The organism is Bacillus sp. AFS031507, from assembly GCF_002584635.1.
Classification (GTDB): domain Bacteria; phylum Bacillota; class Bacilli; order Bacillales; family Cytobacillaceae; genus Neobacillus.
In genome coordinates this window covers 39,941-61,880 of sequence record NZ_NUOW01000042.1, presented here as the reverse complement: position 1 = coordinate 61,880, position 21,940 = coordinate 39,941, and the positions used below count along the sequence as shown (strand labels likewise).

20 protein-coding genes and 1 pseudogene are annotated in these 21,940 nt (G+C 36.7%); 14 read left to right on the top strand and 7 right to left on the bottom strand.

Features of this window, described 5'->3' with window-relative positions; translation table 11 throughout:
* From COE25_RS26840 to COE25_RS31930, 4 genes are all read left to right on the top strand, one after another.
* Positions 1-628 (top strand): IS3 family transposase (locus tag COE25_RS26840; protein ID WP_142354515.1); only part of this gene is annotated, 628 nt, incomplete at its 5' end.
* 732 nt (positions 629-1,360) lie between these two features.
* The gene (locus tag COE25_RS26835; protein WP_180247627.1) at positions 1,361-1,960 is read left to right on the top strand and encodes a hypothetical protein; all 600 of its coding nucleotides are present in this window, start codon (positions 1,361-1,363) and stop codon (positions 1,958-1,960) included.
* A gap of 124 nt (positions 1,961-2,084) precedes the next feature.
* On the top strand, positions 2,085-2,726 hold the full coding sequence (locus COE25_RS26830) for a hypothetical protein (RefSeq protein ID WP_257208990.1): 642 nt from the start codon (positions 2,085-2,087) through the stop codon (positions 2,724-2,726).
* A 152-nt stretch (positions 2,727-2,878) separates the two neighbouring features.
* Positions 2,879-3,085, top strand: coding sequence for a DnaD domain protein (locus tag COE25_RS31930; RefSeq protein ID WP_306573020.1), 207 nt, complete (start codon positions 2,879-2,881; stop codon positions 3,083-3,085).
* A 38-nt stretch (positions 3,086-3,123) separates the two neighbouring features.
* On the opposite strand, the gene COE25_RS31925 is transcribed toward COE25_RS31930, so the two are convergent.
* On the bottom strand, positions 3,124-3,267 hold the full coding sequence (locus tag COE25_RS31925; RefSeq protein WP_257208989.1) for a hypothetical protein: 144 nt from the start codon (positions 3,265-3,267) through the stop codon (positions 3,124-3,126).
* A gap of 140 nt (positions 3,268-3,407) precedes the next feature.
* Between COE25_RS31925 and COE25_RS26820 the strand changes: the two genes are divergently transcribed.
* The 3 genes from COE25_RS26820 (at position 3,408) to COE25_RS26810 (ending at position 7,637) form a co-directional block, all read left to right on the top strand.
* Positions 3,408-5,339: a fructose-1,6-bisphosphatase gene (locus COE25_RS26820; protein ID WP_098934819.1), complete on the top strand. Its 1,932-nt coding sequence runs from the start codon at positions 3,408-3,410 to the stop codon at positions 5,337-5,339.
* Positions 5,340-5,411: 72 nt separating this feature from the next.
* On the top strand, positions 5,412-6,779 hold the full coding sequence (locus COE25_RS26815; protein ID WP_098934818.1) for a dipeptidase: 1,368 nt from the start codon (positions 5,412-5,414) through the stop codon (positions 6,777-6,779).
* A 105-nt stretch (positions 6,780-6,884) separates the two neighbouring features.
* On the top strand, positions 6,885-7,637 hold the full coding sequence (locus tag COE25_RS26810) for an NADPH-dependent oxidoreductase (RefSeq protein WP_098934817.1): 753 nt from the start codon (positions 6,885-6,887) through the stop codon (positions 7,635-7,637).
* A gap of 260 nt (positions 7,638-7,897) precedes the next feature.
* Here the strand turns inward: COE25_RS26810 and COE25_RS31920 are convergent.
* A pseudogene (locus tag COE25_RS31920) lies at positions 7,898-9,257 on the bottom strand (IS3 family transposase).
* A gap of 303 nt (positions 9,258-9,560) precedes the next feature.
* Here COE25_RS31920 and COE25_RS26800 point away from each other — a divergent pair.
* Positions 9,561-10,061: a DUF6155 family protein gene (locus COE25_RS26800; RefSeq protein ID WP_257208988.1), complete on the top strand. Its 501-nt coding sequence runs from the start codon at positions 9,561-9,563 to the stop codon at positions 10,059-10,061.
* Positions 10,062-10,503: 442 nt separating this feature from the next.
* On the top strand, positions 10,504-10,698 hold the full coding sequence (locus tag COE25_RS26795; protein ID WP_142292187.1) for a hypothetical protein: 195 nt from the start codon (positions 10,504-10,506) through the stop codon (positions 10,696-10,698).
* A 533-nt stretch (positions 10,699-11,231) separates the two neighbouring features.
* Here the strand turns inward: COE25_RS26795 and COE25_RS26790 are convergent.
* The 3 genes from COE25_RS26790 to COE25_RS26780 all read right to left on the bottom strand — a co-directional run bounded on the left by COE25_RS26790 (position 11,232) and on the right by COE25_RS26780 (position 14,515).
* Positions 11,232-12,041 (bottom strand): hypothetical protein, encoded by an 810-nt coding sequence (locus COE25_RS26790; protein ID WP_257208987.1) that lies wholly within the window; start codon positions 12,039-12,041, stop codon positions 11,232-11,234.
* A gap of 857 nt (positions 12,042-12,898) precedes the next feature.
* A complete protein-coding gene (locus COE25_RS26785) occupies positions 12,899-13,723 on the bottom strand; it encodes an ABC transporter permease (protein ID WP_098934815.1) in 825 nt (274 codons plus the stop codon).
* 24 nt (positions 13,724-13,747) lie between these two features.
* Entirely contained in the window at positions 13,748-14,515 is a 768-nt protein-coding gene (locus tag COE25_RS26780; RefSeq protein WP_180247625.1) for an ABC transporter ATP-binding protein, read from the bottom strand.
* 464 nt (positions 14,516-14,979) lie between these two features.
* Here COE25_RS26780 and COE25_RS26775 point away from each other — a divergent pair, with 464 nt between their 5' ends.
* From COE25_RS26775 to COE25_RS32415, 4 genes are all read left to right on the top strand, one after another.
* Positions 14,980-15,873: a TauD/TfdA dioxygenase family protein gene (locus COE25_RS26775; RefSeq protein ID WP_098934814.1), complete on the top strand. Its 894-nt coding sequence runs from the start codon at positions 14,980-14,982 to the stop codon at positions 15,871-15,873.
* Positions 15,874-15,993: 120 nt separating this feature from the next.
* A complete protein-coding gene (locus tag COE25_RS26770) occupies positions 15,994-16,995 on the top strand; it encodes an ABC transporter substrate-binding protein (RefSeq protein ID WP_098934813.1) in 1,002 nt (333 codons plus the stop codon).
* Positions 16,996-17,188: 193 nt separating this feature from the next.
* Positions 17,189-17,467 carry an ATP-binding protein gene (locus COE25_RS26765; RefSeq protein ID WP_098934812.1) on the top strand — a complete coding sequence of 93 codons (279 nt, stop codon included), beginning with the start codon at positions 17,189-17,191 and terminating at the stop codon, positions 17,465-17,467.
* A gap of 232 nt (positions 17,468-17,699) precedes the next feature.
* Positions 17,700-17,783, top strand: coding sequence for a putative holin-like toxin (locus tag COE25_RS32415; RefSeq protein ID WP_369448568.1), 84 nt, complete (start codon positions 17,700-17,702; stop codon positions 17,781-17,783).
* A 466-nt stretch (positions 17,784-18,249) separates the two neighbouring features.
* Here the strand turns inward: COE25_RS32415 and COE25_RS26760 are convergent, their stop codons facing one another.
* Both COE25_RS26760 and COE25_RS26755 read right to left on the bottom strand, forming a co-directional pair.
* Positions 18,250-19,200: a phosphotriesterase family protein gene (locus COE25_RS26760; protein ID WP_098934811.1), complete on the bottom strand. Its 951-nt coding sequence runs from the start codon at positions 19,198-19,200 to the stop codon at positions 18,250-18,252.
* A gap of 57 nt (positions 19,201-19,257) precedes the next feature.
* Entirely contained in the window at positions 19,258-20,430 is a 1,173-nt protein-coding gene (locus tag COE25_RS26755) for an MFS transporter (protein ID WP_098934810.1), read from the bottom strand.
* Positions 20,431-20,914: 484 nt separating this feature from the next.
* On the opposite strand from COE25_RS26755, the gene COE25_RS26750 reads away from it, so the two are divergent.
* Positions 20,915-21,799: a LysR family transcriptional regulator gene (locus COE25_RS26750; RefSeq protein WP_098934809.1), complete on the top strand. Its 885-nt coding sequence runs from the start codon at positions 20,915-20,917 to the stop codon at positions 21,797-21,799.
* Positions 21,800-21,940 lie beyond the last annotated feature (141 nt).

The window sequence follows — 21,940 nt, the reverse complement described above, 5'->3', positions numbered from 1 at the left end:
AGAGGACCTCAATCATAAGCGAATTTATAGACTAATGAAGATATCTGGCCTTGAAAGCGTCATTCGGAAAAAGAAGAAACGTTATAAGCCCTCAACTCCTCAACACGTTGCAGAAAATGTGCTCAATCGTGAGTTCACAGCGGAAAAACCGAATGAAAAATGGGTTACGGATGTCACCGAATTTAAGTATGGCCAATCAAAAAAGGCTTATTTAAGTGCGATTCGTGATCTATATGATGGGTCGATTGTTAGCTATGTTTTAGGACATTCAAATAATAATAACCTTGTCTTTAAGACGCTAGACCAAGCAATAACCCATTTAGATGGAGACAAACCACTTATTCATAGTGATCGAGGGTACCAATACACCTCTCATGGATTTAAACGAAAGTTAGATGCCGCAGAGATGACGCATAGTATGTCGCGGGTGGGTAGATGTATTGATAACGGGCCTATGGAATCTTTTTGGGGAACACTTAAATGTGAAAAGTTTTATTTACATAAGTATGAGGCATTCGAAGAACTTTCTATTGCGATAGACGATTACATTAAATTTTATAATTATGAAAGATATCAAAAACGACTAAACGGCCTTAGCCCTATGGAATATAGAGCTAAAGCCGCTTAGTGCATTTTTATTATTTCCACTGTCTACTTGACGGGGGGCAGTTCAAAATATCAATATTTGTGAGTGTTTTTTTGTTAGGGGAAATAAGTAAAACTAATAGAAGATCAAGTTCAGATTACGGCTTTCTTTGCCATTTCCTAAATGATAAAATAAATATACAAAATATTTCACCGAGAAGATCCTCCACGGGAAATGTATGTCCTTCATACGAGCAGGGAAGAGCCAAATATTATCGAAAAAAAATGGGTAGGAGTAAGACGTTCATGAAAAAATTGATGATAGAAGCCGGTTTGTTGCTTACTGATATGGAGTTAGGTTACCTAGGAACATATTGATTGTTTTAATAAATTAAACTTACTCCTATAAATGCATCCTTTTTCCTCACTATTTCAACCTCAGAAGTTTCTTCTACATGATAATTTTCAATCTTGTTTGATATTCAAAAATAGGTAATTATTTGTTTTGTTATGTCGTCATCGCTACAGATTATGTAAATTGGGCCGATGACCCCAAATGGGATTATTCTTTATATATCTTATAATTCATTAAGTGGAAAAATAAAAGTGTCAGGCACTTGATAATCATCCCGATCATTTACTTGAAAACACGTAGACTTTTTCCACTAATCCTTGTTCATGATCTATCCGACATCATGTCTGCTCTGTCATTTTACTTTTTTCCCAATCCATTAAATCATCCTAGCTTAAAAAAAATAAAGGAGTGTAAAAGAATATGAATCAATCTATTCCTCGTATGGGGCGTATCACTGCAATTCTCTCTGGAATCCTTCTGGTGTTGGCTCATTCTTTAAACCTACTGGCAGGTGAACATGAAAGCATTTTTGGTACTTTTCTTATTTTTGCTGCCCATTTACTGCTCGTCTTTGCTTTTTTTGGCCTGTATTCTCTTCAAGGGGATAGAAACGGCTTGCTGGGTCTTTTTGCTATGATTCTAGGAAATATAGGAAACATCATAGTAACAGCCATTGTTTTTGTGGAAATCGCACAGGCTTCAGGGGAAAAGGTTGGTCAAGTTTTTACCACAACTTTTACTAAGCCCATTTATACGTTTGGACCCCTCCTGTTTGTAGTAGGAATGATATTATTGGGAGTATCGATGATTAGAGGAAAGGTATTTCCTAAAATTACGGGGTATCTTTTATTGATTGGTACCATAGTGTTTGCTGCGGCCAGTGTTTCAGGTGACAGCCAGAAGATTGTTGAGGTCATTGGCGCTCTTTTCACAGGAGCGGGATTTATCGTATCCGGATTAAAGTCCAATAAATTAAAGAGACTCTCCGAATCAGAGGAAGGAAAAAATGTTATATTGTAGAAACACCCGATCATGTCCATAAGTAGCAAAAGTCCTCCGAAATGGATAAAGAAGTCCGGTTACGACCATCGTAACCGGACTTTTGTATATTTAAGGAGCAGAAAGTTAAAGGGGGATGATAAGTATGAACTTAATGAAATTAGAAATGATGAATGCCACAGAAAGAATTGCAGAAGCACTGCAAGTCAGAGGCTTATTTATTGAGGTTAAAGACGATTTTATTATTCTGTCAGACGAAAATACCCATGAGGATATAACGAAAACAAAACAATTAATAAGCAGCCTTGGTATTCCGACCTTTTGGCAGGATAACCAATTTCAGGTGTTAGTAAACAGGACTCCGATTGCTACGATGAAGAAGATCATGAACGCTCCCGGGAGAGAATTCCCTGTCCACATGGAAGGCTATCATTTCCAGTGGAGAGCCTTTGCTCAAAGACGGTTTGGAATTAAGGTCAATGCCTTGGATATGGATGCAAACATGGCGATGCTAGTTAAATCATTAAACAAGGCGGGTATTACATCTCTTGCTGGCTGCAACGGCCATCACCGTTACGCGCCAAATGTCCAAATCTCTGGAGGATATCAAGGTGCCTGGTTCAAGTTGATTCAGGAGAAATACTTAAGTGAACTGACTCTTCATTATAAGTGGACGGTCCATTTCGAAAACCAATCTGGATCGTGTATGTGTGCAGAAGGAGCTGAACGCTGGGACATGAACTTGATTTATCAAGATACGGTGCAAATGGCAATGGTCCTTCAATAATATGCAAGGGAAATTCGAGAGTTGAAAAACGCTTCATTTAAACGCAATAAAGAGATGAAGGAAGTAGCGAGCCATCTTTTGCTAGCAAGAAATTATGAAGGTCTTGTGGAATGGATGAAAGCTAAAGTAGAAAATATATCCATAGCAGATAAATAGTAGATGTAAAAGAAATTATTGAGTTTTGGGACGACAATGGATTTGGTTTTTCGAACATGAATGCGAAAGAGCAGCTGTTAGTTTGGTTAGATGATTCTAGCTTTTTACAGCCGAAAGAGGTGATTTTAAAAGCGATGAATATTGCGTGTGCCAATAACAAGAGAAGGCTGAGCTATGTGGTGGGGATTCTGAGGAACTGGTAAAATGAATCTTTACTGACTGTAGCAGAAATTGATTCCCATCATGAGAACCAAAAGTCCGTACCAAAGCATAGGCAATCAACTGATTTGTTTCCTGCTGGAAGAGCAATTCCAGGTCGATTTGTACTTGACCTGACGGCAGGTGAAGAGTGATGTGTTTTGCGAAGTTCTGCGATTGCAGTCATCAAGTTTCCTTCTTTTGCAAATAAAGACAATAAAAATATGTATTATGATATAAATATATTCTATTTATCCCTTATAATATCATTAATGAATAATGTTAATAAAAGCAACGCAGTCAATTCTGAAAGGGGATACATATTTTTTGAACGCAAAATATCTAGATTTACTCGCCCAAAAATATGATAGTGCAGAAAAAGTAGCAACAGAAATTATTAATCTCGAATCCATTCTAAATCTACCAAAGGGGACTGAACATTTTGTCAGTGATTTACATGGTGAGTATCAAGCTTTTCAACATGTATTAAGAAATGGTTCAGGGAATGTAAAAGAGAAAATTAATGACCTGTTTCAACATACCTTATCTGAATCCGAAAGGAATGAATTTGCAACATTAATTTATTACCCAGAGGAAAAACTGAAGTTAATAAAAAGTCATTTTGGTAATGAACTAGAATTAAACCAATGGTATACAGAAATCATTGAGCGAATGATTAAGCTCATTTCTTATGCCTCCTCCAAATACACACGCTCTAAGTTACGTAAAGCTTTGCCGAAACAGTTTGTGTATATAATTGAAGAGTTACTCTACAAAAAAGATGATTCCACAAATAAGGATGATTATTATTCAAAAATTGTCCAGCAGATTATCTCCTTAGCACAGGCGGATAAACTGATCATAGGTCTTGCCTATACGACACAGAGATTAGTTGTCGACCATCTTCATGTAGTAGGGGATATTTACGACCGTGGACCCGAGCCCGATAAAATTATGGAAACACTGATCGATTACCATTCGGTTGATATTCAATGGGGAAACCATGATGTCCTATGGCTGGGTGCCTTTGCAGGATCAAAGGTATGTCTGGCTAATATTATTCGTATTTGTGCGAGATACGACAATTTGGATATTATTGAAGATGTATATGGAATCAATCTAAGACCATTACTTAATCTAGCGGAAAAGTACTATGAAGACAATCCAGTTTTTAGACCTAAGGTCCATTCCGATAAAAAACTATCTAATCATGAACAACTGCAAATTACGAAAATTCATCAAGCGATCGCCATGATTCAATTCAAACTGGAAATCCCGATCATTAAGAGGCGCCCGTACTTTAATATGTCAGAAAGACTTTTACTTGAGAAAATTGATTATGAAAAGAACGAAATAACGATACATGGGAAAACCTACCCTCTAGTAAATAGTTGCTTTGCTACTGTTAATCCAATGCAGCCAGATCAATTATTAGATGAAGAAAAACAAGTGATCGAAAAATTGTTATTTTCCGTACAGCATTCCGAAAAGCTGGCTAGACATATGAAATTCCTAATGAAAAAGGGCAGCCTTTATTTGAAATATAACGGTAACTTGTTAATTCATGGTTGCATTCCTTTAGATGAAGAAGGAAATATGGAAAAAATGACGATTGAGAATAAAACGTATGCAGGCCGTGAATTACTTGATACGTTTGAATATAATTTACGACATGCTTTTGAACATCCGGAAAAGACAGATGACCTTGCAACTGATATGGTTTGGTATTTATGGAACGGAGAATACTCATCCCTCTTTGGAAAAAGAGAAATGACCACCTTTGAAAGGTACTTTATTCAGGATAAGGAAACGCATAAGGAGAAAAAGAACCCTTATTATTACTTACGTGAGAATGAAGAACTTTGCAAAAAACTCTTGGCTGAATTTGATCTCGACCCTGAGCAGGGTCATATTATCAACGGCCATACACCAGTGAAAGAAATTGAGGGAGAGAATCCCATCAAAGCGAATGGAAGAATGATTGTTATCGATGGTGGGTTCTCAAAACCCTATCAATCTGTAACAGGTATAGCGGGATACACGTTACTATATAATTCCTACGGTATGCAATTGGTTGCTCATAAACAGTTTCATTCAAAAGAAGATGTATTAAGTGACGGTACGGATGTATTATCGGTAAAAAGAGTAGTGGATAAAGAACTGGTGAGAAAAAAAGTAAGAGAAACGAATATTGGTAAAGAACTATTACAGGAAATTTCAAATTTGAATAGTTTGAGGGAATATCGATATATGAATTAGAGCGGATTGTGGGTTTTCTCCATTCTTTTTGTATAATATAAGAATAGAAAATAAACGAGAAAAGGTGAGCACATGAGTCAATTATCCGAGTTGTTATCCAATCAACATAATCAAAATGTAGAGGAATTAAAAGAATTGCTCCGGATTCCAAGCATCAGTTCCTTATCCGAGCATAAAGAGGACATTCAAAAAGCAGCTTCATGGATTGCCAATAAATTAGAAAGCATTGGAATGGAACATGTTGAAATCGTCCAGACAAAGGGTCATCCGCTTATCTATGCGGACTGGCTTCATCAGGAAAATGCCCCAACAGTCTTAGTGTACGGCCATTATGACGTACAGCCCGTTGATCCCATTCATCTATGGGAAACGCCTCCGTTTGAACCAACGATCCGTGATGAAAAGATCTATGCCAGAGGGGCAACCGACGACAAAGGGCAGACGTTTTTACATATCAAAGCAGTGGAAACACTATTGAAATTAGAAGGGAAATTACCGGTAAACGTAAAATTTTGCATCGAAGGAGAAGAAGAAATCGGAAGTCCTCATCTTCCGCCATACTTATCCGAAAATAAAGAAAAATTATCCTGTGATGTGGTCGTGATTTCCGATTCTGATATGTGGGACAGAGGCGTCCCTGCGATTACTTATTCATTAAGAGGTCTGTGTGCATTAGAAGTTTCCCTTAAAACCGCAAATTCTGATTTGCACTCGGGCATGTTCGGCGGGGGAGTTCAAAACGCAAACCATCTATTGGTACAGCTGCTTTCTACTCTTCATGATTCAAATGGTAAAGTAAATGTTGACCATTTTTATGATGATGTAGTGGAATTAACCGCATTTGAAAAGGAACAAATTAAAGCACTGGGCTTCGATGAAGAAAAGTTAAAAAAATCGTTAGCATTAACTGATTTAACAGGAGGGGAAAACAATTATCCTTATCCTGAGAGAATCAGCTCCAGGCCAACATTAGAAATAAACGGATTATGGGGCGGATTTCAGGGGGAAGGAACTAAAACGGTCATCCCGAACGAGGCTCATGCCAAAATCACCTGCCGTCTAGTCCACAATCAAAACCCTGAAAAGATTCAAGGATTGGTTAAAAAGCATCTGGAAGAACATGCACCAAAAGGATGCACGGTGAAAGTGTCGCTACAAGATACGGGGAATCCATTTTTAACGCCGATCGACAGTCCGATGATTCAAAAAGCGGCCGAAGCGTATGAAACTGTTTATAGGAAATCGCCTGTTTACAAAAGAGAAGGTGGCTCCATTCCTATTGTATCGGATTTTAACCAATCACTGCATGCTCCTGTTGTCTTAATGGGCTTCGGTTTGCCAGATGAAAATCTTCATGCTCCAAACGAACACTTTAACTTAGAAAACTTCGATAAAGGGATCTTAACCATTTGTTCCTTTTTAGAACTTCTTAATAAGTAAAATGGTGCCTGACACCACCTTCAGTGGTGTCAGGCACTTTTATTAGATTCAGGTGTTTGAATTTAAAGCTGCGTGTGTAGTATCGTATACACGAGGAGTGATTGTATGAACGAAACCATTCAATTATTAAGAAATCATCGCTCAGTTAGGGACTTCGACACTGAAAAAGAGGTAAGCGAAGCCCAGATCGAAGTGATTATTGAGGCGGCTTTGGCTGGTCCCAATTGGATTAATGGACAGCAAGTGAGCGTAATCGAAGTTAGAGAGCCTGAAAGGAAAGCCGCATTGGCGAAAGCGGCAGGCAACCAAAGATGGATTGAGGAAGCTCCAGTTTTTCTAGTGTTTTGCATGGATTTTTATCGGGCGAAGCTGGCAGCTGAAAAAAATGGTATGGAGTTTAAAATTGTCGAGGACTTAGAGGCCATTATTATCGGTTCAACAGATGTAGGGATCGCTCTGGGAGGCGCAGTTATAGCGGCTGGATCGATGGGACTCGGGATCGTTCCGATCGGAGGATTACGGAGAAATCCCCAAACCTTTGTTGAACTAATGAATCTTCCGGAATATGTTTTTCCAATCTCAGGTCTGGTGGTCGGATATCCACAATCCGTCCCCGCTCAAAAACCAAGGCTGCCAATTAAGGCAACCCTTCAGAAAGAACAGTATGATGCGAAAATTCAAAAGGAAATTATTGACCAATATGATCAAACGATATCATCCTATATGTCTGAACGGACCAGCGGGAAAGATACCAGCGACTGGACCAGTAAGGTCGCTCAATTTTATGATACGGGTTTTGACCAATACGCAAAAAATTCCAGTCCCACGGTAAAAAATCAGAGGTTCCGATATAAGTGAAAAATTCATAGATCTGACTCAAAATAAGAGCAACGGACAAGTTGCTCTTTTTATTTATAAATTTTAGGATGTAATAGTAAACGTGTTTGGAACTCAGCGTTGTTCCAGGTACATCGGCAGTCGAATCAATTTCGATGATATTGTGATGTGCAATTAGTTCAGATGTCAACCATCACAACTATGGTGAAATTGCCTTAGAGAAAAAGGGGTATCTTTAAATCTAAATTGAAGTGACCCAGTAAAGTTATACAGGTTATTCATTAGGCAGCTTGTTGGGCATGAGCTCGGTATTGTACCGGGCTCATGCCTTTAAATTTTGCCTTAATTCGTTTGTGATTATAGTATTCTATATATTTTTCTAGTTCTTGTTTAAAATGTTCCACACTTTTAAATTCTTTTAGATAAAGAAATTTCGATTTCATAATCCAAAGAAATTTTCCATAACAGCGTTATCGTAACAGTTCCCTTTGCGAGACATACTTTGCGTAATCCCATGTCCACTGATGGCTTTACGGTATTTTTTCATTTGATAGTGCCACCCTTGATCAGAATGGATAAGAAGTGAATCCTCGTTTGTTAAACGCTCAAAAGCTTGATCCAACATTGTTGAAACCAGTGAATAGGTGGGGCGTGTACCGATTGTATAATTGATGATCTCGCCATTAAATAAATCCAACATAGGAGATAAATATAACTTTTCTCCAAATAATTTAAACTCCGTAATATTCGTAACCCATTTCTCATTTGGTCTGTCTGCTTGAAAGTTTCGGTCTAAAATATTTGGAGCAGTCTTCCCAACTGTTTCTTTGTAAGAGCGATATTTTTTCATACGAACATGTGATTTCAATCCTAGTTCATTCATGATACGCAGTATTTTTATGTGGTTTACTTCGTGTCCACGATTTCTAAGTTCATCACGAATTCGGCGGTAACCATAACGGCCTTCATGTTCGTCATAAATCGTTTGAATTAATACTTTCAACTCTGCATCTGAATCCGGACGACCCGAAATTTTCACCTAATAATAATAATAGGTGCTACGCGGGATGTCTGCGAGCTTTAGAAATGCTATCACCGGAAATTCATGCCTCAATTCATAGACTACTTGCGCTTTGTCTTTTTTGGTGATTTTTCCTTGTTTTGAACTAAGGCATTCAACTTTTTTAATACGCACTCTCCATACGTAAACGTTCTAATTCCTCGTGGAGTGACTCAATAGAACCTTCGACTGGTGCTTGTTTTTTTGATGTTTCTTGATTCTCATTTTTCATAGATGGACGCCCCTTTTCTTTAGTTCAAGGGCGTCTATTCCTTGCGTTTCAAATTGCTTTTTCCATGGAAGAGTGTAGAAGGTGCTGGAATGTTAAATATTGCAGCTGTTTCTCTGATAGACGTTCCTTGTTCCTTCATATAATTAAGTACGTCTAGTTTATACTGAAAGTATATGATGTATAGCTTTTTTCAAAAGCTTTTTCTCCATGAAAATGATATTGTTGAATCCATGTTCGAAAAACAGGTTTAGCTACCCCAATAGAATTTGCGATAGTTTGTTGACTTTCATTACTATTTAAATATCTTTTAACCGCATTTAATTTCTCTTCAACCTGTAAATTTAGCCATAAAAAAGCACCTCAATTGTTAGATGGTGTCTAATAATTGGGGTGCAGTTCATTCAATTATTGAGTCCTGGATTTTTTATTTTAGCTATTTGCCTCCTGTATTTTATACACCTGGTTCAATTGAGCGGAAATTATTTGTTGTAATAGTGAAAAAATTTTAATTGACAAGATTTCCCCTTTGCATTAAATTATTTCCCAAATGAAAGATTTTTTATATTTGTCCAAAATATATAGTCGAATGGGAAATTAGGGATAAATGAATGAATAAATACAATCAAAAAAAGCCGTTGAAAATTGGAGGATTATGGTGAAAATCAAAATTACTGATTTAAAAAAACAGTTAAAGGAATATGAAAAAAAAGAATTGATTGAGCTGGTTGTCGAAATGTTTAAGGCAAACAAAGATGTTCAAAACTTTTTATCTAGTAAGTTTCTAGGGAACGAAGCGATTGAAGTTCTATTTCAACAGGCTAGAAAGAAAATACAGAATGAATTTTTTCCTGAGAAAGGACATGGGAAGCTTCGATTAGCAGAAGTTAAGAAAGAGATTACTGCTTTTAAAAAGGCGACAAATGATGAGAAACGAACCGTTGGCCTGATGCTTTTCTATGTGGAACAAGGTGTTGATTTTACCTGTTCCTATTGTGATATTGATGCAAATTTTTATTCTAGTATGGTAAAAATGTTTGACCAGGTAGCAATGGAATGTGATCAGAATGAAGAATTTTACCGAGAATTTTCTACCAGACTAAGTAAAGTTGTATCAATGGCAGATGGTACTGGTGGAATGCTACTATACGATTGAATGGGTTCATGAAGAAGATGAATAGGGTATAATCTATGATTACATAATAAAAAAAGATTAAAATCTTAAAAAAAGATATGAACTTAAAGAAGTTCGTTTGTTCATGAAAAGGATAAAAGTGGAATATGGATGTATCGATTTAAGGGAGAATATAAAATTGATATTATCTTTAGGATTAATAAAAAGAAAGTGAAATATCGTTTAAACAGAGGAGGAAATTTAAATTAATAACTACGAACAATTAATAGAAAAACTTCAGCAGTTTGGGGTTGTTGACGAGTATCTGCCAACAATCGATCAACCAAAAGTAACCTTAGAAAGGGATGTTAAAGTTTTTAATAATGATTTTAACATTTTACAGTTAAGTTTACTGTACTCGATGATTTCAGTTGAAGAATGGAAGGATCAGCAGTATTTTTACATCATTTGGAAAAATTCTGACATGAAATCGAATCTGAAGCGGTTTGTCCTTTATTATAATCAGAAAAAAGGAATCCTTCGAAGAAAGTATGTGTATAGAAACGGTATTGAGTCAAGAAAAGAGGAAAAACGCCCGGTCCCTAAGGAGCAACTTGTTTATGAAGCAAGTAAGGGTTTGCTTTCTATCATATTAGATGGCTTCAAACAAATCGAGTAAAGGGATTTTTATTTTTTATGTTGGGGGATACCCCAAAAATGTCTTTTACAGAATCTATTTTTAGGATAATCGATGCGAAATGACTTCATCGATTACTTTCGTGAAGACAGGCTCAAAAACCTGGTGCGGCAGCTTCTGAAAGGCCTCATTCGTTCAACGAGAAAATGAATGATCCATACCTATACATTTATATAAATTAAGTCGAGGAGCTTGATAAGCAGGAGGACCAAGAAAAAGTAAATTAGTTTCTGAAGTAGAGTATATATTCAGGGAATTCCCAAACGGTACGATGTGGTTGTTAGTTTTTTCAGCTTCTATCGTCTTTAATATGGAAGGTTGGTTTGTAGGTATCCCAAATTTACTAATGTTGGTTTTATTATTTATATTATTTACTATGAAAAAAAATAAGAAGCTGTACCAAACGGTCGTTGAGTGACGACTTTTTTTGGTCAGCTTCTTGTTTTAGGTAAAGGAAAGCATTAAACTATTTATTTGTTTCGGCCATTTTTTTAATGGACGAACGCATATAATGATTAACCTGCTACTTTATTCGCTTTTTGCTCTCTAACCATATTCTTGCTCTTTTTCACAGAGATTTTATTTATGGAAAGCGTTATGAGAAATGAACATATTAAACTTCCAGCCATTGCGATGATAAAGCCTGTCATATTATTGGATAAAAGTGGTGCCATAAATGATGGAACATAGGCCGTTCCACGAACATCAAAAAGTCCAACAAGTAATCGGCCTAATCCGGATGAGAGGATTGCTCCAGCAAAGATATATTTGTTGGAAAACATAAACGGATAAGCGGCTACTACAAAGGTACCAAAGCCCATATTAATGGCAAAACCAGGTGCAGCCACTGCTGCTTCACCTTTATCTCGAGGTGAAACAATATTGGCAAGGGTAATCCCCGCTGATACCATTACCAATCCTACCATATCAACGGCACCTAAGAAGCTGTTTCCTGTCTTTTCCATTTCTAACAGTACAATCGGAAGGATAGCCGCGTGATAGACGCCGCCAATAATAGCTGGCCAAATTAACAGCCCAGCAATGAGTCCAGCAAGTGTCCCATTAGTAGAAACAAGCAGGTCTAATAAAGAGCGGATTCCTTCACCGAGCTTTAAGGCGACTGGCGCGATGAGGAAAAAGACTGCCAATCCAGAAATCAACCCGGCAATTCCACCTGCTGCAATATTGACGGTTGTAGCGGGGAACTTCCACTCAACACACTTTCTAAATATGTATTGGACCAACAGTCCTGCTAAAATACCCCCGATAATACCTCCAATAATTCCGCCTTTCACTGATAAGACTCCGGCGACAATCCCTGCCACAATCGATACATCATCAAGGTCCGCTACTTGTTTAGCTGCGACGACGGCAAGTATAAAGGGAGGGCGTTAATCATAAGTTCAAATACTTCTCCTAGCATCGTTAATCCAGGAATCTTGCTCAAAGCTAAAACAAGGGCCATGGCAATAAAACCTGGAAGAGAAGACAGCATCATTCCCCGAAGATTGATTCGTTGAAATTCATCATATCCTGTTAAAGTAACTGATGGTGGTATACTTTTCTTAGAGATGCCAGAAGAATAAATATTTTAGAGGATTTTATGATTATCGATCTAACAATCGGAATAATTCTTCAAGTAAAAATAAAGGTGTCATGCACAGTCCCATTTTCTTGGGTAGTGCCTGACACTTTTTTGTTTTATTAGAATAACCGCTAGTTATTCACGGATACTCCACTTAAAAAGTGGTCTAAGGCGTTTCCCATTAGAACCTCGAGGGATCCGGAGCCATTAGATATTACCCAATTGACAAGCGAGCCTACATAAATATTGACGCTGTCTGTTGCAATCTCCTCAGATGTAATATCCTAGGTAACTAGCTCATGGTGTTGACAGAAATCAATTACTTCTTTCGTGACGTTATGAAATATAGCGAAGCGTAGCTAGTTGATCGGAAATTGTTGATTTCCAAAAAGACAATCTCGAAATTAATTGATCTTTATCTTATAAGTACCATGATAATAAAAAAGAAAAAAGTGCCAACAATATCAGTTAATATAGTTTTTTCAACAAAAAAGACTACTTTCATATATATAGGAAGTAGTCTTTTTATGTTGTAGCAATTTGGAGGTCTTGACGACTTTTCTTAGTTGAATGGGATGTGGATTGATTGGTTTTTGGTTAAGCTTTAAAGCTATCTTGCCATTTTAGTAAACGATTTTCTAAAAAGCGGACAATAGAGTCGGATATTTTACCAGCAAGGGCAAAGATGATAATGCCTACAAAGACAGTGTCTGTCTGCATAAAAGAACGGGCATCTTGGATCATGAAGCCCACACCTCTATCTGCTCCCAATAACTCTGCGACAACTAAGCACATCCAGGCAGCGCTTAGAGCTAAGCGTATACCTAGTAAAATATTAGGTAGAGAAGCTGGAATCATAAGCTTAGTTATTTGCTCTATTCGGCTGTACTCTAATATTTGAGCAACATCGTATAATTTTTTATCTACATTACGAATGCCTAAAAAGGTTTGTAAATATAAAGGGAAAAAGGCACCTAAAGCAATTAGTAATATCTTAGATAATTCACCAAACCCTAACCACATGATAAATAGCGGTGTAATCACAAGCAGAGGGACAGTGCGGAGCATTTGGATACTTGGGTTTAAATATTCCTCCGCCATTTTGTTCATGCCAACAATGACACCTATTAATAATCCGAGAAAACCGCCTATTGCAAAGCCGAGAAATGCTCGGATTAAACTGATTTGCAAATGTTTAGCCATCTCCCCTGACTGGACTAGTTCAATGAAGCGGGTGACAATTAACAATGGTGAAGAAAATAATTGAGCGGACAAGATATCGATTGAACTTAAGAATTGCCATAAAATCAATACGAAAACAGGCAGGGATAATCCGCGCCAAATAGAGTAGCTTTTTGTTAATTGTGATTTCTTTTTCTTAATTGAAATGGCTTTATTCTGAGCAATTGTTTGTGTAGACATTTATATCATCCTTTCTTTTTTTAGTTAAATGCTCCAATCTTCTATTTCACTAACTTGGTGATCAAGGTATTTCAAGATAACGGTTCTGTATTCTTGGAAAGCTTTACTGATCCTTGTTCTTGGATAAGGCAAATCAATAGGTACAATACCCTTTATTCGCCCTGGCTTTGCATCCATGACGACGACTTTAGATGACAAAAAGATCGCCTCATCAATATCGTGGGTTACAAGCATCATTGTCGTCTGATTTTCTTCCCATATTTCAAGTAAGGCTTCTTGGAGATGGTTGCGAGTGAATGCATCTAATGCGCCAAACGGTTCATCTAACAATAACACTTCAGGATTTCGCAGCAAGGCCCTGGCAATTGCCACACGTTGTGACATTCCCCCGGATAATTGACGCGGATATGCTTTTTCAAATCCTTTAAGTTTTACAAGTGAAATTAAATGGTCCACTTTTGAACGTATATCCGGATCTTTTAATGACAGATTACCTGCAATATTTTTTTCTACGTTTAACCAGGGAAACAAACGATGCTCTTGAAAAATAAAGCCGCGATCCTTAGAGGGACCATTCACTGCCTTTTCAGCTATCTTAATCTCGCCTTCAAAATCTAAATCAAGTCCTGCAATCAATTTTAATAATGTACTTTTTCCGCAACCGCTGGGACCAATAATGGTCATAAACTCACCATATTTTACACCGAGATTAAAATCCTCTAAAACTTTAATGCTTTCATTGTCACTCTTAAAAGTTTTTCTTACATGATTTATTTCCACTGTTGATACCATAATGCTCATCATCCTTTCTAAAATAAAAAAAGAGATTCAGCGAAAAGACAGATGTGTCTTTTTGCCGAATCTCCAGTAGACTAGTCGATTCATTCGAATGAATTAATTGATAATAACTTACCATGGTTATTATTAATATTCAATACTTTAAAACCAACTAAATTTATAGGATTACTTAAAAAATAATTGACAGACTATTTCGAACCCTGTTAAGATGCATTCATAAACAAACCACTTACCAATTTAGTCCAATTAAATAAAAGTGATAAGAATCCACTAGTCGACTAGAGATTTAACAAAGAGAAGCCTCCACGCTCACTTTGTTGGATCTCTTTTTGTTTTTCGAACATTAAGCTGACTATATAACTGGGTTAAGTGGGAAATAAAAAGTAAGGAGGCGGTTCAAGAGAGATTTACGCAGTATTTGAAAAAAATAAAACATGATTATTAGGAGGAATTTTAAAATGACAGCTTTTCAAACAAAACAATTAAAAGTGGTACCGCAAGCAGGAAGAATTGGTGCAGAAATTCAAGGTGTTCAATTAAGCGGGGATTTAGAATCAAGTATTTTAAATGAAATTAAACAAGCGCTAAACGAGTACAAGGTAGTATTTTTCAAGGGTCAAAATCATTTAACGGATGCGAGCCAAGAAGCATTTGCAACATTATTAGGTGAACCATATGCTCATCCGACCGTACCGGTAAAAAATAATACAAACTATATTTTTGAGCTGGACTCTGAGGTAGGTGCAAAAGCGAATCATTGGCATACTGATGTTACGTTTGTTCCTGAAGTTCCGAAATACTCCATATTAAGAGGGGTAACAATTCCGGGAGTTGGCGGTGATACAGTTTGGGCAAATACGAATACAGCGTATGATGACCTTCCGGAGGGCTTGAAAAGATTAGCAGATAAGTTATGGGGAATTCATTCAAATGAATTTGATTATGCACAGTTTAAACAAAGTGATATTAATGTTAATGAAGTTACAAAAAAATATCGTGCTGTTTTTGAATCAACAGTGTTTAAAACGAGACATCCAGTTGTTCATGTTCACGCAGAAACAGGGAAAAAGCATTTGTTATTAGGAGGATTTGCAGGAAAGTTAGAAGGCTATACAACAAGTGAATCTGAAAGATTGTTAAGTATCTTTGATTCTTATGTGACCCGTCTAGAAAATACCGTACGCTGGAAATGGACGGAAGGGGATGTGGTCATTTGGGATAACTTGGCCACGCAACATTATGCGGTTGCAGACTACGGAGATCGTCATCGCGTTGTTCGACGTGTAACAGTCGGAAAAAACGTACCCGTTAATCAGGAAAATGAAGTAAGCAGATTAATAGTTAAAAAATAAAATCTAACCAATTGAATAATTAGAGGTTCCGATAAGGAGATCACGCTCATTGTCGGACCTCTTTTCTTATCATACACACATGCAGGCGGGTGAAGCCATGTCATACGAGGAGGTTAAAATATGGAGAATTATCGTAAGCATTTATTAGGATTATTTTTGGTCATTTCCATGATATTTTTATTAGCAGGATGCGGTTCTTCTGCAGAAAAAACGAATGCCAAAAGTAATGACAAAGGTGCTCCGGTTAAAGTGAATATTGCTTTAAATGGGAAAATGGGACCATTAGTAATTGCTCGGGAAAAGGGCTGGTTCGAAGAAGAGTTTAAGGCGATGAATGCCGAAGTTAAATGGAGTGAATTCACAAGCGGACCACCGCTATTAGAATCACTGGCTTCAAATCGTGTTGATTTATCGTTTTTAGGAGATGGTGCGTTAATAGCAGGTCTAGATAAAAAACTGCCATTTGAAGTGATTGCCCAAACCGGTACAGGAGAATCGAATGTTCGGATTTTGGTACAAAAAAATGGGGATATTAAGAGGATTAAAGATTTAAAGGGCAGGACCGTTGGTGTTCCTCTTGGTACAACGGCTCATGTGTATCTAATTAAAGCATTGAAAGCGAATGGTTTAACGACAGATGATGTGAAACTCATCAATCTTCAACCCGATGATGCACAAGCGGCCTTCGAATCCAAAAAATTAGACGCATGGTCAGTGTGGAATCCTTATTATCTAAATAATGTTGAAAAAGGGAATGGAGTAACTCTAAATGTAAACAAAAAAATATATGCCCCTGGCGCAATTATTGCCAGGAAAGGCTTTGCTGAAGAACATCCTGAGATTGTTCAAGCATATTTAAGAGTATACAAAAAAGCAGCCGATTGGCAAATTGAAAATCCGGATGAAGCATCTGAAATATATTCACGTGCAACAAAACTTCCAGCTGCTCTCATTAAGAAGATCATCACAGCGGAAAAACCCAATATACTTTTTACTGAAGAGTCTATTAACGCACAGCAAGATTCCATTGACACATTAGCTGAAGCAGGGTACATCAAGAAAGCATTTAATTATAAAGAACAGATCCATAATGATTACATCGATGCAGCTTTAAAAAAATAACATCAAAAGGTAAAATAGAAATTTATAAAAAGTGCCTGACACCATCCAATTTTTATGGATGGTGTCAGGCACTTTTTTTGAAAGAGCTAGATTTTCGTTATAAATCTAATCCTTTCCTATTCAAGGTTACAAAAAAGACCAACCTGTCATAATGGGAGTTCGTAATATAGACAAAAAAGTAGAAGTTTCAGGTATGAGTGATGGAACGACAGACCAGCTATATCTATCCTTAAGAATCGCAAGTTTAGAAAAGTATGTAAATGAATACCAGCCAATTCCTTTCATCGTGGATGACATTCTGGTCCACTTTGACGACGAAAGATCAAAAGAAACAATAAAAATATTACTGGAACTATCTAAACAAACCCAAATCATTTTCTTCTCCCATCACTCTCGACTTATTGAACTAATGAGAGAAGTAACAACCGAAAGTTCCTATCAATTAACGGAATTAAACACGGTATCTGTATAGAGGGATATTGAATTTGTCTCTTTAGCCCTTGAACAGGTGGGAAATTAAACCGGAAAATTGTAAAAACAATATAGTAGCGAACAAAGTATGATTTCGTACAGATCGATCTATTTACCCAAAAAACAAAACGTATGTTCCTATTTTTATTAATGCATGTTAAAATAGAATGGCGATAGAAGAGGATTTCTCAAGGGTGGTTAGCACATTCCCATCAGAAAGGGGGTGATGCTTAATGACAGTATTTGAAACATTCATGATTACGTTTGCGTTTGCAAGCCTGATTGTAGCCGTTCTGTCATTTAACCAAAAAAAATAATCCACCCTTGAGTTTTAGCAGCCCTGGGTGGATTACTTCCGCTTAATGCTGATTCCCTTGCAGGGAACCTGCTATTGCATTGACCGTGTGGTGTTAATGGCACCAGCGGTCTTTTTTTTATTTTATGCAATTATATAGATATATTATAACCAAAAAAGCGGAAAAAGAAAATAGAGTATGAGTTTTAGGTTGTTCCACTATTCATCTCGATATAGGGTTCCTATCATTGATCTTGAGGGGGTTGAAAGGCACTTCCATTAAAGGGCACACCCAAAAAAGGTGTGCCCTTTGTATTATCCTTGGAAATTTGTATACCAACCCGGCCTGCGGTTTGTATATATGCTTCCGTTTGGTGCATAGGAGAAGTGAATATTTTGTTCTTTGTGCTTTGATATGAGCTCGTTTTGCTCCATATCACCCACGAGCCAAAAGGCTCCATGATTATCAATTATTTTTCTAAAGTTGATCAGATTTCATCACTGCCTTTAAACCATCTCTGTGCATTCAAAAGCATCATATCTTTAATCTGTGCTTCAGTGACTCCTAGTTCGATTAATTCAGGGACAATTTCATCCATAATATAAGACATCGTCCACTTGGGTCTTTTTTTCATTTCGCTTTCCGGAAACCAATCCGTAGAGCAACAGTAGTCCTGAGATAAAAACATTCTATTTGAAAAACCCTGCTTAACCAATTCGATAACGGTTGTATTTCGTTTTTCAGATGACATTCTGGCGGTTATTCCATAACGATCCATTCCAATAAACGCTCCATAAGAAAGAACTTTTACTATATATTCCAAGTTATCTGTATCCCCAGTATGTCCAATGAGAATACTATTGGGCGCAACACCTTCTTCCCTGAAAATTTCCAGTTGCCTAATTCCATTCATACTTTGTGGATGTGAGTGTGTCATGATGGGCACACCCGTTACTTGATGAGCTTGTGCCACAGCTCGTATTACTTTTTCAACATCAGGGGTAAATCCCTGTTCGTCTGTTGCACATTTCAGAAATCCTGCTTTTATCGAAGTATTTTGAATACCAACTTCTATGTCTCTGATAAAAACTTGTGCCATGTAATCAATATTCCTATTTTGAAAATGTTGGGGGAGATCGTTAAATGTGTAAATTCCTGTTGCACAAATAATCTGCATCTCTGTTTCAAGGGCAACCTTTTCCATAAAGTGAACATCTCTTCCAATCCCCATGACTGTCGGGTCACAAATGGTTTTGATCCCCTGCATCTTTACCCTGTTTACTTGTTCTACCGCATTCTTAAATTCTTTTTCTTCATCATAAATATGAGGAAACTGAACGCGTACAGCTTCAGAACAAATTCGTAAATGTTCATGTACTAATGTCCTTCCAAGTTCTGAAAAATCTATTTTACCAGTTACAGTATTCACATATTTCATCGTATGAATCTCCTTTTTATAGTTTCTTAGATAAGTAAGGTGCAAAACAGTATTCTTTTACATATCCATAACAGATTCATCATGAGAATATTCGGATGTGACCTGTTCAGTTTTATTTAGAATAGTAACTATAATTCCAAATACATAACAAATAGATCCAAAGATTAATACTGCACCGCTTAGTTGCATATGTTCTGCCATAAATCCTACAATAGTAGGTGTAAGAGCCCCTCCTATCCGTCCTATATTAAATGTAAGTCCAACCCCAGTTGATCTTAAATGTGTCGGATATAATTCTCCTAGGTAAGCGCCGAATGTTCCCCAATAACCATAAATAACGAAACCAAATATGATTCCTACTAGAAAAAGGAAGGTTATATTTTGAATGAGCATATAGGCGATAATAAGTACGATTGAAAGAGATTGTCCTAGCAATAAAGTGAACTTTCTAGAATATTTATCTGATAAATATCCACCAACTTGGTGACCAAACACAGCACCAATATTTAAAACGATTAGAAACCAACTTGCCATCCCAAGCGACAAATTATGACTTTTCACTAAAAAAGTGGGTATCCAAGACGAAGCAGCCCAATATGCGCCTAAATTAAACAGTAAAAGTAAACTTGCCAATATAGTTCGTTTTGCGTAACCATCTTTAAAAAGCATCAATAGAGTAAAGGTACTTTTTTCTTCCTTCACTTTTTTTGTTTTTTCCTTCCAATTTGGTGGTTCCTTTAATCCTCTCCTAAACATTAATATAATAAATGCAGGCAATATACCTATTAGGAACAGAACTCTCCATCCAAATGCAGGTAAAATTAAGAATCCAAGTAATGACGCAATAGCATACCCTACAGGATAACCACTATGAACAAAAGAAGTTGCCTTTGCCCTATGCCTTTTTGGCCAATATTCAGAAATTAGTGAGGCTCCAAGTCCCCATTCGCCTCCTAATCCAAGTCCAACAAAAAATCGAAAAATTCCAAGCTGTACTGGATCTTGTGCAAAAGCTGAAATACCAGTAAAAATTGAAAAAAAGATGACAGTAAATGTTAACATTCTTACTCTGCCAAAATAATCACCCAAAATGCCACAGCCAATTCCTCCTACCATCATTCCTACTAATGTTGCAAAACTAATAAGACCTGCTTCTCCAGTTGACATATTCCATTGTGTTAATAAAAGTGGAATAACAAGGGCCAAGAGCATGGCATCCATTGAATCCATGCACCAGCCTGCAAAAGATGTCCATAAACTTTTCCATTAGGTTTTTCCTACTTCAGGGTCATTTCTTACATTTGAAGAATAAATTATCATTTTCCTCCTCGCATATTAAGTAAAAGCTTTATCTCTAAAGTTTTGTAGAACCTCCTTTTAAATAAATTTAGAACATTCGCTAAATGTAAGCGTTTGAATTTTTTTCAAGAGCAAATGGGAATAAGGAGAAAAGCATGATTATTGAAAGCGGAAGAAAAAATCATCAGCAATGACCATACAGCTACGTTTAGTTAATAAATCTTTCAATTTTGACAAAATACTGATATTTCATAATCTTGTATTCTTATGATAAACAAACACTTTACAAATGTACAATATATTTCTAATATTAATATCATATCCCCAGCATATGATAATTGAAAAAATGATAAAATAAACTATGGTTATATTAATCAGAAAATTTAGAATATATGGATAGGTCAGGTGAAAACGAGTGGACTTTAGAAATTTTAAGTATTTTGAAGCAGTGGCAAGGTTAGGAAACATTACAAGGGCTGCTAAGGAATTAAACATGTCACAACCACCCCTTAGCCAACAAATTCTAAATATGGAGAATAATCTGGGGGTAATGTTATTTGAACGACACAAAAAGGGAGTCATTTTGACTGAAGAAGGAAAACTCCTTTTACAAAAGGTAACTCCTATCCTTCGTCAATATCATGAACTTCTTGGCTATTTATCAGATCCTCAAAATTTAGTTATGGGAAATATTACGTTAGCTATTTTACCCGTTTTTTCGGCTACGATAGGTGAGGCGTTGGCACATATATGGAGCGAAAACATAAATATTCATTTTTCAATTAAAGAAGGCCATTCAAAAACAATCGTTTCATTAGTACAAAGTGGAGAAGCTCATTTGGGGATTACTCGTTTACCTATCCATAATACAGAACTTAATTATTCTATCCTAGGAAACGATCCTATTCGAGTTGTTCTTCGTAAAGATGATCCATTAATTGCAAAGGAGAAAATTTTACCGAGGGATTTAAAGGGGAGGCCATTGGTTTTAATTCGTGGAAGTACTACCCATAGTGCTTTCGCACAAATTGTCCAGAGGTTTGAAGAAGCTAAGATAAAACCTACTATCATCGGACATACAGAAACTGTTCTTACACTTCTTAAGATGGTGAAACATGGACCGGGAATCGGACTTGCTCCGCAGTCTGGTTGTTACCAATCGACAGATGGTTTAGAAATAGTACCATTTGGAGAATCGGAGATTTACATACCTACTGCTGTTATATGGCGGCAAAATGAGACGAATCCTACGGTATTAAAATTAAAGAACTTAATCACTAAGTATTGCGCTATTAAGTGACGTTTCTTAGTTTAGTAGAAAAAACATTCCCATCTCTGTTTTTTAGGAGATGGATTTTTTATAACTGTTTAGACTTAGGTATTGTTATTTTTATAAATTGGGTTTTTACGTTGATATTCATAAAACATACGAGTTACATAT